Genomic DNA, 13852 nt, shown 5'->3' with positions numbered 1-13852 from the left:
GACCAGGTGAACGCTCCCGAGATCCAGGTCGAAGTCGCCCCCGGGCTGGCCTTGTTCGTCCCGCACGCCCGCCGCACCGGCGTCCACCCCCTCAGCGTCGACGGCGTCTCGACCCTCGGCCACGTCATCGAATCCCTCGGCGTCCCGCTCACCGAGGTCGGCGCCCTGGTGGTGGACGGCCGGGAGGTCCCGCCGGCCCACATCCCGGCGCACGGCGAGTCGGTGGCCGTACGCCCGGTACGGCGCCCGCAGCGGGTCCCCGGCGCTCCGCTCCGCTTCCTCCTCGACGTCCACCTCGGCACCCTCGCCCGCCGCCTCCGCCTCCTCGGCGTGGACACGGCGTACGAGTCGACGGACATCGGCGACCCGGCCCTCGCGGCCCGCTCGGCGGCCGAGAAGCGCGTGCTGCTCAGCCGCGACCGGGGCCTGCTGCGCCGCCGCGAACTATGGGCGGGCGCCTACGTCTACAGCACCAGGCCCGACGACCAGCTCCACGACGTCCTCGACCGGTTCGCCCCCGACCTGCGCCCCTGGACCCGCTGCACGGCCTGCAACGGCCTGCTGAAGGAGGCGACGAAGGAAGAGGTGGCGGACCAGCTGAAGGGCGGGACGCAGAAGTCGTACGACGTCTTCGCGCAGTGCGAGGAGTGCGGCCGGGCGTACTGGAAGGGCGCGCACCACGAGCAGCTGGAGGCCATCGTGGCGCGCGCCCTCGCCGAGTTCGCCTGAAGAGCCCGCCTGCGGAGTTCGCCTGAACCGGCCCCGGCCCGCGGTCAGTTGCGGCCCAGTGCCCGGTACTCCCAGCCGGCCGCGCGCCACTGGGCGGGGTCGAGGGCGTGCCGGCCGTCCACGACCCGGCGCCGGTTCACCACGGAGCCCATGGCCTCCGGGTCGATCTCCCGGAACTGCGTCCACTCGGTGAGCAGGACCACGACATCGGCGCCCGCGGCGGCCTGCAGCGCGTCGGTCCCGTACACCAGCTCCGGGTGGACACGGCGGGCGTTGTCCATCGCCACCGGGTCGTAGACCGTCACCTGCGCGCCGGCCCGGTGCAGGGTGGCGGCGACGTCCAGCGCCGGGGCGTCCCGGATGTCGTCGGAGTTGGGCTTGAAGGCCGCTCCGAGCGCGGCCACCTTCGTGCCGGCGAGATCGCCGCCGACCAGTTCTCGGACCAGGTCCACGGTGCGGGCCCGGCGGCGCTGGTTGATCGCGTCCACCTCGCGCAGGAAGGCCACCGCCTGGGCGACGTCCAGTTCCTCGGCGCGGTGGATGAACGCCCTGATGTCCTTGGGCAGGCAGCCGCCGCCGAAGCCGAGACCCGGCTTCAGGAACCGGCCGCCGATCCGGTCGTCGTAGGCCAGCGCCTCCGCCAGCCGGTGCACGTCGGCGCCGGTGGCCTCGCAGACCTCCGCCATGGCGTTGATGTACGAGATCTTCGTGGCCAGGAAGGAGTTGGCGGCGACCTTGACCAGTTCGGCGGTCGGCAGGTCGGCGACCACCACCGGGGTGCCCTGGGCGATGACGGGCGCGAACGCCGCGCGCAGCTGCTGCTCCGCCCACGCGGACTCGGTGCCGAACACCAGCCGGTCGGGGTGGAGGGTGTCGTCCACGGCGAAGCCCTCCCGCAGGAACTCCGGGTTCCAGGCCAGCTCCACGGCGTCCCCGGCCGGGGCGGTGCTCCGGACCAGCTCCGCAAGGCGGGCCGCGGTGCCCACCGGCACCGTCGACTTCCCGACCACCAGGGCCCGGCGGTTCAGGTGCCGGGCCAGCTCGGTCACCGCGCCCTCCACGTAGCGGAGATCCGCGGCGTAGGAACCGGGCTGCTGCGGGGTGCCCACGCAGATGAAGTGGATGTCGCCGAACTCCGCGGCCTCCGCCAGGCTGGTCGTGAAGTGCAGCCGGCCTGACTCCTGGGCCTTGACCAGGAGTTCGGGCAGCCCTGGCTCGAAGAACGGTACCTGCCCGGCTCTCAGCAGCTCGATCTTGGCGGGATCGACGTCGACGCCGAGCACCTCGTAGCCGAGCTCCGCCATGCACACGGCGTGCGTGGCGCCCAGATAGCCGGTGCCGATGACGGTGAGACGGGGAGCGCCGGTGCTGTCGGGAAGAGTGTCCATGATGCCTCCGAGGGGATGTCCTAGCGGAAAGTGCGCATGCCGAAGAAGCGCGTGGGTGAAGTGGGTGAAGTCGGTGAAGTCGGTGAAGGAGAGGGAACTGCGGCCGCGTGGGGCCCGGGTGCGGACCGGGCCCCTCGCCGTCAGGAGGAACAGGCGACGTTGGCGAGGCCCTTCGCCGCGTCGCTGACCTTGTTGTCGCAGGTGACCTTGTTGTTCTCGACGGGCGCGAAGTGGAAGCCGTAGCCGGGGCCGTCCACCTGTGCGGTGTTGGCCTGGAACACGTTTCCGGTGCCCCAGCCGTCGAGGATCTGGTGGGTCTGGAAGCCGTCCTCACGCGAGTGGCGGCCGACGTTGCCCTTGATCAGCCAGTCGTTGCCCTTGACGTCGACCCAGGAGTCGTTGTGACCTCCGCTGAGGCCGGCGCCGTCGAAGGTGTTGCCGATGAGAGAGCCCCCTGTGGTGCCCTCCTTGATGTCGACGGACTCCGCGGTGGTGTCGCTGACGTGGTTGCCGCGGATCACGTTGTCGTCGCTCTTGTCGGGTTTGCAGTCGGTGACGGTGCACCAGTTGGACTCCGCGGACCCGACGTAGATCCCCTCGCCGAACGTCTCCTTGCGCTTGCCCGTGGCGCGGACGGTGTTGTCCTCGACCACGTTGCCGGAGCTGAAGTCGCGCAGGTGGATGCCCTCGTCGCCGATGTTCTCGACGGTCAGGCCCTGGATGACGGTGCCCTGGACCTTGTCGGCCATGACCCCCTTCTGGCCGTTGCGCACGGTGAAGCCGATCAGCCGCCAGTGGCTGGCGCCGTCCAGGTGGAAGGCGTAGCCGCCGTCGACGTCCCCGGCGTCGATCACCGCGCCCGGGCCGCCGCACAGGAAGATCGGGCGGTCCGCCGTACCGGGGTCGGCGGCGGTGAAGCGGTCCGAGTAGACCCCGTCCTGCATCTTGATGACATCGCCGGGCTGCGCCTGGTCCAACGCGTCCTTCAGGGACTTGGCGTCGCTGACGGTGACGGTGGCGGCCGGGCACTTCACCGGTCCGGAGGCCACGGCCGCGGCCGAGCCGGTCGCGGTGGGCGTGGCCGGCCCGTCGGTGGCGGCCGTGCCGCTCGGTGCGGGGTCGGAGGCCGTGGCGCCGGGGTCGCCGGTGGCGTCCCCGTCGTCCGTGGGTTCGGCGACCGGGATGGTGGGACCGGTGGTGGGACCGGCGCCGTACACGACGGGCCGGTCGTCACCGGCGGAGACCCCCGCCACGATCAGCGCCACCACCGAGATCACCAGCGCGGCCGAGGCCACCCACAGCGGCGGCCCGCCGGAGAGCCAGATCCGGCGCAGCCGCTCCACGGCGGGCTCGCCCGCCGGAGAGCCGCCACCGTCACCCGGCCCGCCGTCACCGGGTGCGCCGTCACCACCGGGCGCCGCCGGGATGTCGTCGCTCATTCGCTCATCACCGGCTCCCGCCGGCGGCCCGCCACGGCGATCTCGTCCGGCGGCGGGGCCGGCAGCGGCGCCTTGTCGGAGTACGGGTGGACGATGCCGGCGCCCCGCCCGCTCGCCCGCCGCCTGCGCCGGCCCATGGCGGCCGAGAACAGGATGAGCAGCAGGATGCCCGTCCACAGCAGGGTCATCGGGCTCGCGTAGTGCTTGACCTTGACCCAGAAGGAGCTGGTGTCGTACCAGGCGAAGGTCTGGTTCTCCTTGATGTCGGCACCGCCGTGCGAGCGGCTGGAGTCCAGCGCGCTGGGGCCGACCCCGCCGATCACGTTGAACGAGACCGTCGTGCCGTCCACGCCGCCGACCAGGCTGACTCCGTGGTTGGTGGCGTCCTGGACGGTGTTGCCGCGTATCTCGGCGGCCGAGTCTCGGACGTACACGCCGGTCTGGGGCCCGTCGATGATGTTGCCGGTGACGGTGGCGTCGGTGACCCCGTCGCGTACCGAGATGCCCTGCCGGTTCTGGCCGGTCAGGCGGTTGCCGGTGATGGACACCTTGTCCGCGGCCAGGCGGGCCACGATGCCCATGTCACCGCCCTCGATGCGGTTGTTCTGCACGCCGACGTCGAAACCGCCGAGTACCTCGACGCCGTAGCGGCCGTTGTCCTTGGCCACGCTGTTGGCGACCGAGTTGGAGCCGTAGCTGTCGACGGCCTGCCCGGAGGCGGAGGGCCCCTCGGCGAGCGGCCTGCCGCTGAGCGTGTAGCCGTTGCCGCCGTTGCCCTCGGCGGTGCAACCGCTGACCCGCACCTGCTGGGTGGCCCGGGAGAGGATGAAGCCGTCGCCGCCGTTGTCCTTGGCGACCGTGCGCTGCACGAGCGAGCTGGAGACGAACCGGTGCATCACCACCCCGTCCTCCAGGCTGTTCTCCACGGTCGTGTCGCTGATCTCGATCCCGGTCGCGCTGGAGATGAAGACTCCGAAGGCGTTGCCGGTGATGGTCGAGTGCGTGATCGACCCGGAGACGTAGGAGAGGCCACCGGTGGAGAACCGGGCGTCGGGAGTCGTCAGTTCGCCCGAGGGCATGGCCGTGACGTCACCGCTGGTGGTGTTCTGGTCGCCCTCGCCGTCCTGCGCGCGGGCCCGCTCGCGTGCGGTCTTGCCGTGCACCTGGCCGGTGTCCTCCAGCGAGCCGGTGTTCGGCCGGTCGGTGCCGGTGAGGCTGAGGCCGCCGGTGCGCCCGCTCCAGAACCCCAGGTTCGCGAGTTTGGCGTGCGTCATCTCGAACTGGCCGCCGATGGTGCGGATGTAGGCGCGGCCGTCCCGGACGTCGCTGTCGGCCTTGTTGGCCTGCGGGTCCCAGCTGGTGATGGTCAGCGGCGCCTGGGAGGTGCCCTGGAGGGACAGTTCGCCGCCGAAGGAGACGATGGAGACGAAGCCGGTGCGGTTGCTGGCCATCCGCAGGGTGAGGCCGCCCGGGTTGGACAGCTTCAGCTTGGCGCCGACGTTGAGGTAGATGTTCTCGGTCAGCAGATACGAGCCGTCCTTGCGCCGCAGGAAGGTCTGCGGGGCGAGTTTCAGCAGGTCGGCGATGGTGTAGGCGTTGCTGCGCTCGGTGAGTACCAGGGTGTACCCGTTGTCGGTGTCCAGCCGGTACGGCACGGTCCACTTGGTGCTCTGCAGGGGCGCCACCGACGTGAACGCCCGTACCTGGTTGAGCCGGTGGTCCTCGTCGGCGACCAGCGCGGCCTGGGTCTCCGCGTCCTCGGCGGCCAGTTTCTGCTTCTTGTCGCCGTCCCCGTCGGCGTGGGCCGTGGCCGAGGTGCCCAGCAGCAGCGTCGCCGCCACCGCGAAGGCGCCCAGCAGGGCCGCCGTTCCGGCACCGGCCCGGCGCAGCCGGCTGCCGGGGCCGGGTCTTCTCCTGGTCATGAGACTCGTCGTGAGAGGGGTGTCCATGGCGTCAGATCACCTCGGGCTGGAGGGCGGAGTGGCTCTGGCCGCCGCCGGCGGACCCGGAGAGCGTGGCCGCGCTCTGGCCCTCGCCTCCGATGCTGGTGCTGCTGCGGGTGAGCCAGCCCTGCTTGTTCATGGTGACGAAGGCGTACAGCTTGATCGGCAGCGAGATCATGATGACCACGAGGGCCGTCAGCGGCAGCAGGAAGATCTCCTGCGGGTGCCTGCGCAGGTGTGAGTAGCCGCGGACGGCACGGCCCAGCAGCAGCCAGATCAGGGTGAGGACGATGCCGCGGCCGCTGAAGTCCAGTCGGCTCAGCAGCAGATAGCCGAGGGCCATGCCCATGGTCACCGGGGTCAGCAGGATCTGCAGCACGGTGATCTTGGTGACCAGCGGGACCCGCCACAGCCAGCCCTTGTACAGCGCGGTGAGGTAGCACCGGTAGGAGTTGCGGCTCCACCGGACGCGCTGCTTCACGAAGGCCCGGAAGGACGACGGGAACATGGAGATCGCCCGCGCCGAGGACTGGTGCACGGTCTTGTAGCCGGAGGCGAGGACCAGCCAGGTCAGCCTGCCGTCGTCGCCCGCCACACAGCGGCGGCCGAGGAAGAACTCGTTCTCCAGGTTCTCCAGCACGGGCAGGACCGCCGCGCGGCGGTAGGCGGCGGTACGGCCGGACAGACAGGCCACGGCACCGGCCCGGCCCATGGCCGGAACGTAGTCGTAGTAACGGAGGTTGACCAGCCAGTCGGCGATACGGCGCCAGACGCTGGTGGTGCGTTGGTAGACGTTCTGCTGGGTGCCCACCCCGCCGACGGTCGGATCGGCGAACGGCATCTGCACGGCTTCGAGGAGCCCCGGCTCCCAGCGGGTGTCGGAGTCCACCAGGACGAGGAGCTCGCTGGTGGCGGCCCGTATGCCGACCCCCAGGGCGGAACGTTTCCCTCGGTGCTCGAAGGCGAGCACCCGGACCCGGGGGTCCTCCACCAGCGACAGCCGGTGCAGTACCTCGTGGTCCTCGACGTCGGGGACGATGATGATCTCGGCGGGATCCTGGGCGAGCCAGGTCTCCAGGCACTCCAGCAAGATCTCCGGGTCTTCCCTGTAGGCCGGGACCACCACGGACACGCTGGTACGGAAGTTGTTGACGACCGGCTTGGCGAACCGCGAGAGCACCGCTCGGTACAGCCAGAGCGCCCAGACGAACAGTCCGGCAAGCCCCAGCGGCATCAGCTCCCGCCACGAAGTTTCCCCCACAGCCTCGACGATCCACGACCAGACCTGGTCGAAGAACTCGGACAAAGTTGCGCTCTCCCCCCACATGACACGACTGCCGCGGTCCGAAATAAGGCAGAACCGGGCACTGCTCCAGCGATGCTAGGGGCCCTTGGGTGAACAGCGATCACACAAAGCTCAAACTTCACTCACAGAGTCTTCACGCGCACCCCGCCCCAACCGTGACGGTGTGTCACACCTGTCACGGCGATGGGTGGATCTTATGAGGGGGATGTGAAGAGCGTGAACTCGGCTGATAAATGGCATGTTTCGGCCCAACGGCCGGAAAGCGCGCTCTGGCGCCCCGTAAGGGGCGCGGGGCTGTGTCGAAATGTGCGGCTGCCGCCGCGTGGGCGCGAGCAACCCCCACGCACCCGCAGCCGACAACGCGCCCACGGGCTTCGGAGAACGTCAGCCCCCCAGTGCCGCCCGCAGCCGTTCCGGGTCGGTGGTCGGCGCGTCACACGTGAAGTTGCGGCACACGTACGCGGCAGCCTCCCCACCGACGAGCGGCCGCCCCGCGAGCAACGGGAACTCGTCGCTCTCCGGAGTTCCCATCGCCACCACCGCACCGGGTGCGGTCCCCAGCAGTGCCGTGCGGTGCAGGACGGTCGCACCGGCATCCTCCGCATCCGGCCCCACGACCGCGACCTCGCGCGGACCGTCGAGCAGCGCCTCGGCGACAGCGAGCCCCCACCCGATGAAGCGCGGCACACGCGGTCCGAGCGTGCCGACGATCCCCAACGCCCTTTCCGCGGCGGTGCGATGAGGTTCGGCACCGGTGTGGGCCGCATAGCCGAGCAGGGCGCCGGCGGCGGCGGTCCAGCCGGAGGGCGTGGCGTTGTCGGTCGGGTCCTGCGGCCGGCGGATCAGCTGCTCGGCGTCGGCGGCGGTGTCGTAGAGGGCGCCGCTCTCCGGGTTCTCCTGGTCGGTGAAGCGGGCCAGGACATGGTCGAGGAGGAGCCCGGCGAACTCCAGCCAGACGCCCTCGCCGGTCACGGACGCGAGCGCGAGGAAGCCCTCGGCGACGTCGCCGTAGTCCTCCAGGACGCCCGCGTTGGCGCCGACCCGGCCGTCCCGGCTGGTGCGGGCGAGCCGCGCGTGGTCGTCGAGATGGAGCCGGACGAGGAGATCGGCGGCGCCGACGGCGGCCTCGACCAGGTCGGGGCGGTCGAAGTAGGCGCCGGTCTCGGCGAGTGCGGCGACGGCCAGGCCGTTCCAGGCGGCGACGACCTTGTCGTCACGGCCCGGGGCCGGGCGGCCGGCCCGTGCGGCCAGCAGCCGCCGTTTGACGGACTCGATCCGCTCGGCGTCGAACACGCCCTCCTGCTGCGGAAGTTGGAGCACGGACTGGCCGTGCTCGAAGGTGCCCTCCGCGGTGACGCCGAAGTACTGGGCGGCGAGGTCCGCGTCGTCGCCGAGGACCTCGCGGAGCTGTGCGGGCGTCCACGCGTAGTACGCGCCCTCGACGTGCCGCCCGCTCCCGTCGTCGCTGTCGGCGTCCAGCGCGGAGGCGAACCCGCCCTCGGCGGTGCGCAGTTCGCGGACCATGAAGTCGGCGGTCTCCAGGGCGACCCGGCGGGCCAGCTCGGACCCGGTGGCCCGCCACAGGTGGGCGTACACCCGGCACAGCAGGGCGTTGTCGTAGAGCATCTTCTCGAAGTGCGGCACGACCCAGTCGCGGTCGACGGAGTAACGGGCGAAGCCGCCGCCGAGCTGGTCGTAGAGGCCGCCGCGGGCCATCCGCTCACAGGTGTCCACGGCCATCTGCAGCGCGCCCTCGGAACCGGTCCGGGCGTGGTGCCGAAGCAGGAACTCGATCACCATGGACGGCGGGAACTTGGGGGCGCCGCCGAATCCGCCGCGCTGCGGGTCGTACTCGCGGGTGAGCCCGAGCAGCGCCTGGGCGAGCTCCTGCTCGCCGGGCGGGCGGCCGCCCTGGTGGCCGAGCTCCCGCTGGGCCAGATCGCGGACGATCTTCCCTGCGACCTCGGCGACCTCGTCCCGCCGGTCGGTCCACGCGGCCCGGACCCCCTCAAGGACCTGCCGGAACGAGGGCATGCCGTGGCGGGGCGCGGGCGGGAAGTACGTGCCGAAGTAGAAGGGTTCGGCGTCGGGGGTGAGGAAGACGGTCATGGGCCAGCCGCCCTGCCCGGTGGCGGCCTGCACGGCCTCCATGTAGACGGCGTCGACGTCCGGCCGCTCCTCACGGTCGACTTTGACGCTGACGAAGTGCTCGTTGAGGTAGCCGGCGGTGGCCTCGTCCTCGAAGGACTCGTGGGCCATGACATGGCACCAGTGGCAGGAGCTGTACCCGACGCTCAGCAGGACGGGCTTGTTCGCGGTCCGCGCGGCCTCGAAGGCTTCGGCCGACCAGGGCCACCAGTCGACGGGGTTGTCGGCGTGCTGGAGGAGGTACGGGGACGTCTCATGGGCCAGTCGGTTCACCCTCCCACTCTCCCACGGGGTCGGGGGCCGCGTAGAAGCGCAGATTCACCCGGCGTGCCCCCTCGGGGACGGCGTCGTCGGGGTGGCCGTAGCGGTCGAGGAGGTCGTGGTAGGCGCGTACGAAGTCGTGGAGGTCGGTCTTCGTCATCCAGGTGCCGGTGCGCTGCACCTGGGCCCAGCCCTGCGGGCCGCGGTACTCCTCGTGGGCGCGGCGGAAGAGCCTGGTGTCGACCTCGATCCTGAGGAGGGCGAGGTGCTCGGCCGCCGCGTACTCCTCGGTCGTCATCGTGGCCGGGTCGGGTGTGGTGTGGCTGAAGGGCAGGCTCCGCCACCAGCGTTCCCGGCCGCCCGACTTCTCGGGGATCTCCTCGATGAGCTTCTGCTCGGCGAGTTTGCGCAGGTGGTAGCTGGTGGTGCCGGAGCTCTCCCCCAGTTCCCTGGCGAGCACGGTGGAGTTCGCCTCGCCGTGCCGGCCGAGGTAGTCGAGGATCCGGCGGCGCAGGGGGTTGCCGAGGGACTTGTAGAGGGCGGTGCGCTCCAGGCTGGTCATCTCGGCATCTGCGGCGGGCATCTCGGCGTGCGCAGCGGGCATCTCGGCGTGTGCGGCGGGCTCGGGTGCTCCGGCCGTCCGGGGCGTGCCGTCGGTCATGCGGCCACGGTAACTCCGACCCCGAGAACCCTGAGACATCCCTGAGCCTCCCTGACCCTTCCCCGATGTCCGCCGAGTTTTCTTTGCAGAATTTTCTCTGCGGTCTAGCGTGGGGGCATGGCGCAGGAGCCGGGCGATTCACAGGTTCCACAGCCACGGATCCGGAACAAGACGAGGGGGACCAGGTGTTGAACCGTTTAACGGCGATGCAGACCCGAAGGGCGAAGCGGATGAGGCGGCTGAAGCGGTGGGCACTGATCCTTCTCGGATCGTCCTCCGTGCTGCTCGTGCCGTGGATGGTGGTGCTGGCGCTGACGCTGCCCACCAAGACCGAGGTCCACAACTGGTCGGTGGCCTGGATCGGGCTGGACGTCCTGATGGCGGCGGGGTGCGCGGCGACGGCCGTGCTGGGGTTGCGGGGTGATGCCCGGGCCCGCCTCACGGCGTCGGCGACGGCATCGGTCGCGGTCCTGGACGCGTGGTTCGACATAACGACGTCGGCGGTGGGCACGGAGCTGCTGGAGGCGCTGGCGAGCGCCGTGGCGGAGGCGGGGCTGGCGGCGGCCTGCGTGTACCTGGCCCTGTCCAAGGGGTGGGGCCGGATGGTCCCCCAGCCCGCCCGGGCCGCCCGGTAGCCGGGACCACCACCGAACCCTCACCGATCGCCTGATCGTCGCCCCCTCGCCATCGCGACCCTTCGCAAGGACACTTGCAGGCAAAGGAGTTGCCGCTGGAGGGGGACGGGACATGCGGGACGCCCATCGGGCGGAAGCCGATCGGCTGCTGGTGCGGGCCGTGGAGGAGGAGGTCCGCCGTTCGGGCGGCCGTGTCGACGGACAGGTGCTGCTGTCCCGTGCGCGCGGCGGGCTGGAGGAGATGGAGCGGACGGCCGCCGAGGAGTACGCGGCGTACACCCTGGCCCTCGACGAGACGGAGGCGGGCCGGCCGAGCTTCGGCCGCCGCTACGCCAAGGAGGGCTCCGGAACTCCCCTGCTGGTCGCGGCCGTCGCGGCGGTCGCCGCCACCGTCGCCGACCTCTCCCTGGGCACCGGGGCGGCCACGGCCCTCGGCGCGGGGGTGACCGTAGGGGTGATCGGCGCGGCCGCCACGGTCGTCAAGGTCGCAGGTTCGCATCTGCCCGCCGCTCATCACCACGCGGGCGCGGCCGGTCAGCCCGGCGGTCCCGAGCAGCTGCGGCTGCAGTGGCTGACCGCGCTGGAGGTGCGGGGCATCCGGCCGTTCCTCGATCAGCAGCGGGTGCGCAGTGCCTCCACCGGGCCGAAGAAGCAGGGTCCCGGGCTGCGCGGCGCGGACAAGAGCGCGGCGGCCCGCAGGCGTACGGTGCTGCAGCAGTCGTTCGGGCAACTGCCCACTCCGGACGGCCCGTTCGCAGGCCGGCAGCAGGAGCTGGCGCGGATCCGGCAGTGGGCGCAGGCGGCCCGGGCGGCCACGGAGACCCGTCCGACGGTCGTGGTGCTGCACGGGGAGCCCGGCTCCGGCCGTACCGCGCTCGCGGTCCGGGCCACGCACGAGCTGAGGGACCTCTTCCGGGGTGCGGTCGTGGTGGATCTGCGCGGAGCCAGCCAGGAGGAGCCGCCGCTGTCCACCCGGGACGCCCTGCTGCATCTGCTCAACCGGCTGGGCGCCCCGCGCGAGCAGCTGCTGTTCCGTGAGCGTTCCTCCGCCGACCAGCAGGTCAAGCGGCTGAGCGAGCTGTACCACCAGCACCTCACGGGTCTTCCGGTGACGATCGTGCTGGACGACGCCTCGGACCCCGAGCAGGTGCGCACCCTGGTGCCGGAGCGTTCCGACAGCCTGGTCCTGGTCACCGCCCGGGACCAGCTCGACCTGCCCGCCGACCTGCCCGCCTGGGTGCACCAGCTGCCGGTCACAGCGCTGGACGCGGCCGGCGCGGAGGAGCTGCTGGACGCGGCGGCCCAGGACACGTCGGGGCCGTACGACGCGCAGTCCGCGGACCGGATCCGGGAGTTGTGCGGCGGGCTGCCGCTGGCGCTGCGGGTGGCGGGTTCGTCGCTGGGCTCGCGTTCGCCGCTCCAACTCGCCACGGATCTGGGCGCGTACGGTCCGGTCGGGCCGGTGGAGCGGGTGCTGTGGCTGCGGTACACCGACCAGTCGGAGACCGGGCGCCGGCTGCTGAGAAGGCTGGCGCTGGCGGGCCGGGCCTCGATGGGGGCGGCGGCCGCGGCCGCCCTGCTGGGCGCAGACGAGGCGGCGGCGACCCGTCACCTGGTCACGCTCGCCCAGGCCGGTCTGATCGACCATGTCCGCGGCAGCCGCTACCGCCTGCACGACCTGGTCCGCTCCTTCGCCCAGTCCCGGCTCCTGGACGAGGAGACCCCGGCCGACCGCACGGCGGCGCAGCAGCGGCTGATCGTGAACTACGCGGAGCTCGCCGACTCGGTGCTGCGCCTGGTCGACGGGAACATGTCGACCCGCTCGGACCGGTTCAGCCCGCACGGCTTCACCTCGCTCGACGAGGCGCTGCGCTGGCTGGACGACGAGTCGAGCTTCATCACGGCGGCCCTGCGGCACGCGGAGGGCGTCGACCAGGCGGCCGTGCAGAACCTGCTGGGCGCGCTGTGCGACTACTGCCTGCTGCGCGGCGACCTCTACCGGCTCGGTGAGATCAGCGAGCTGGCCCAGGCGGTGGACCAGGGCCTCCTTGTGCGCTCGGTGCAGTGGCGTACCGGTATCGCGGCCCGTCAGCTGGGCGAGCTGGACAAGGCCCGCACCACCCTGACCTCCGTGGTCGACCTGTACCTGGAGGCGCATCACGACGCCGGTGCGGCCCGCGCGCTGTGTTCGCTCGGGATCACCCTGCACCATCAGGGCAATCTCACCGAGGCGGCGGCCAAGCTCCAGGAGGCGCTGGACCTGCAGGCTCCCCCCGAGCTGGCGACCGACCGGGCGTGGACGATGCATGCGCTGGCGGCGGTGCAGCGCGACCGCGCCCGGTTGCCGGAGGCCCTCGACCTGCTCACCCGTTCACTCGTGCTGCACCGGGAGGGCGGTTCGGTGCACGGCGAGGCCTGGGCGCACTTCCAGCTCGGCCAGCTGGCGCTGCGCATGGGCGACGTATCGCGGGCGGAGCGGGAGCTCGGGGCCGCGCTGGACCGGTACGGCCGTACCCGCGACGCCCGTGGCGAGGCCTGGGCGCTGACCCAGCTGGCCCGGGCCCGGCTGGTGGACGGTGACGCGTCCCCCGCGGTCGACGGACTGCGCCGGGCGGCGGCCCGGCACCGGGAGAACGAGGACGCCCGCGGCGAGGCCTGGACGGTGTACTACCTGGGCCAGGCCCTGGAGGAGACCGGCGCCCTGGACCAGGCGGTCCGCGAACTGGAGCGCTCGCGCACGATGTTCTCCCGGATGCGGGACGTCTACGGCCTGGCCTGTGCCCGCCACCACTCGGCCCGGGTCACCCGTGACCAGCGGGCGTCCCAGACCGGCTCGCTGCGCAACTCGGGCTTCGCCCGCCAGCTCCTGGTCGACGCCCGCGCCGACTTCCAGCGCATCGGCGTGGTCCACGGCGAGGCCTGGACCTGCCTGGAGCTGGCCGTCGTCGACGCCGGCAACACCCGCACCCAGCAGGCCCTCGCCCTGTGCGACGAGGCGGTCACCCTGTTCACGTCGTACGGCGACCGGCGCGGCGAGGACTGGGCCCGCTTCCTGCGGTGCACCCTGCTCCCCTATGCCGCGCCCGGCGGTGTCGAGGTGGGCACCGCCGTCGCCCAGGAGGACCTGGCCCAGCTGGCCCGCACCGCCCATCCGCTGCGCGACGAGAAGCTGACCGAGTACGTCACGGCGCACGGTCTGCTCCTGGAGCGCGGGGTGCACCTGGAGTCGGGGTGGCAGGCGTGGGGGGGGGGGGGGGGGGGGGGCCCCCCCCCCCCCCCCGGGGGGGGGGGGGGGGGGACGGCCCCGGGGGTGCGGCCGGCGGGCCCGGGCGGGGGGCCGGG

General features: G+C 72.1%; 9 protein-coding genes. 3 read left to right on the top strand and 6 right to left on the bottom strand.

The genetic code is table 11. The features are described from left to right. Positions 1-6: 6 nt before the first annotated feature. Entirely contained in the window at positions 7-729 is a 723-nt protein-coding gene (locus ACFWPS_RS43200) for a Mut7-C RNAse domain-containing protein (RefSeq protein WP_383716656.1), read from the top strand. A gap of 44 nt (positions 730-773) precedes the next feature. Here the strand turns inward: ACFWPS_RS43200 and ACFWPS_RS43195 are convergent, their stop codons facing one another. From ACFWPS_RS43195 to ACFWPS_RS43170, 6 genes are all read right to left on the bottom strand, one after another. Continuing rightward, positions 774-2117: a UDP-glucose dehydrogenase family protein gene (locus ACFWPS_RS43195; RefSeq protein ID WP_383716654.1), complete on the bottom strand. Its 1344-nt coding sequence runs from the start codon at positions 2115-2117 to the stop codon at positions 774-776. A 140-nt stretch (positions 2118-2257) separates the two neighbouring features. After that, a complete protein-coding gene (locus tag ACFWPS_RS43190) occupies positions 2258-3556 on the bottom strand; it encodes a right-handed parallel beta-helix repeat-containing protein (RefSeq protein WP_383716651.1) in 1299 nt (432 codons plus the stop codon). Continuing rightward, positions 3553-5505, bottom strand: coding sequence for a right-handed parallel beta-helix repeat-containing protein (locus ACFWPS_RS43185; protein WP_383716648.1), 1953 nt, complete (start codon positions 5503-5505; stop codon positions 3553-3555). The genes ACFWPS_RS43190 and ACFWPS_RS43185 overlap by 4 nt, the downstream gene beginning before the upstream one ends. Before the next feature lie 4 nt (positions 5506-5509). Continuing rightward, the gene (locus ACFWPS_RS43180; protein ID WP_383716646.1) at positions 5510-6805 is read right to left on the bottom strand and encodes a glycosyltransferase family 2 protein; all 1296 of its coding nucleotides are present in this window, start codon (positions 6803-6805) and stop codon (positions 5510-5512) included. Between the two features lie 384 nt (positions 6806-7189). Beyond that, positions 7190-9226 carry a thioredoxin domain-containing protein gene (locus ACFWPS_RS43175; protein WP_383716643.1) on the bottom strand — a complete coding sequence of 679 codons (2037 nt, stop codon included), beginning with the start codon at positions 9224-9226 and terminating at the stop codon, positions 7190-7192. Next, positions 9207-9875: an ArsR/SmtB family transcription factor gene (locus ACFWPS_RS43170; protein WP_383716640.1), complete on the bottom strand. Its 669-nt coding sequence runs from the start codon at positions 9873-9875 to the stop codon at positions 9207-9209. The genes ACFWPS_RS43175 and ACFWPS_RS43170 overlap by 20 nt, the downstream gene beginning before the upstream one ends. Before the next feature lie 230 nt (positions 9876-10105). Here ACFWPS_RS43170 and ACFWPS_RS43165 point away from each other — a divergent pair, with 230 nt between their 5' ends. After that, positions 10106-10510: a hypothetical protein gene (locus ACFWPS_RS43165; protein WP_383716639.1), complete on the top strand. Its 405-nt coding sequence runs from the start codon at positions 10106-10108 to the stop codon at positions 10508-10510. Positions 10511-10622: 112 nt separating this feature from the next. Next, on the top strand, positions 10623-13852 hold a 3230-nt coding region (locus ACFWPS_RS43160; RefSeq protein WP_383716637.1), incomplete at its 3' end, for a tetratricopeptide repeat protein.

Origin of the sequence: Streptomyces sp. NPDC058457, from assembly GCF_042720695.1 — a bacterium.
Classification (GTDB): Bacteria; Actinomycetota; Actinomycetes; order Streptomycetales; family Streptomycetaceae; genus Streptomyces.
The sequence above is the reverse complement of the archived record's forward strand: the minus strand, read 5'-3'. Positions and strand labels throughout refer to the sequence as shown.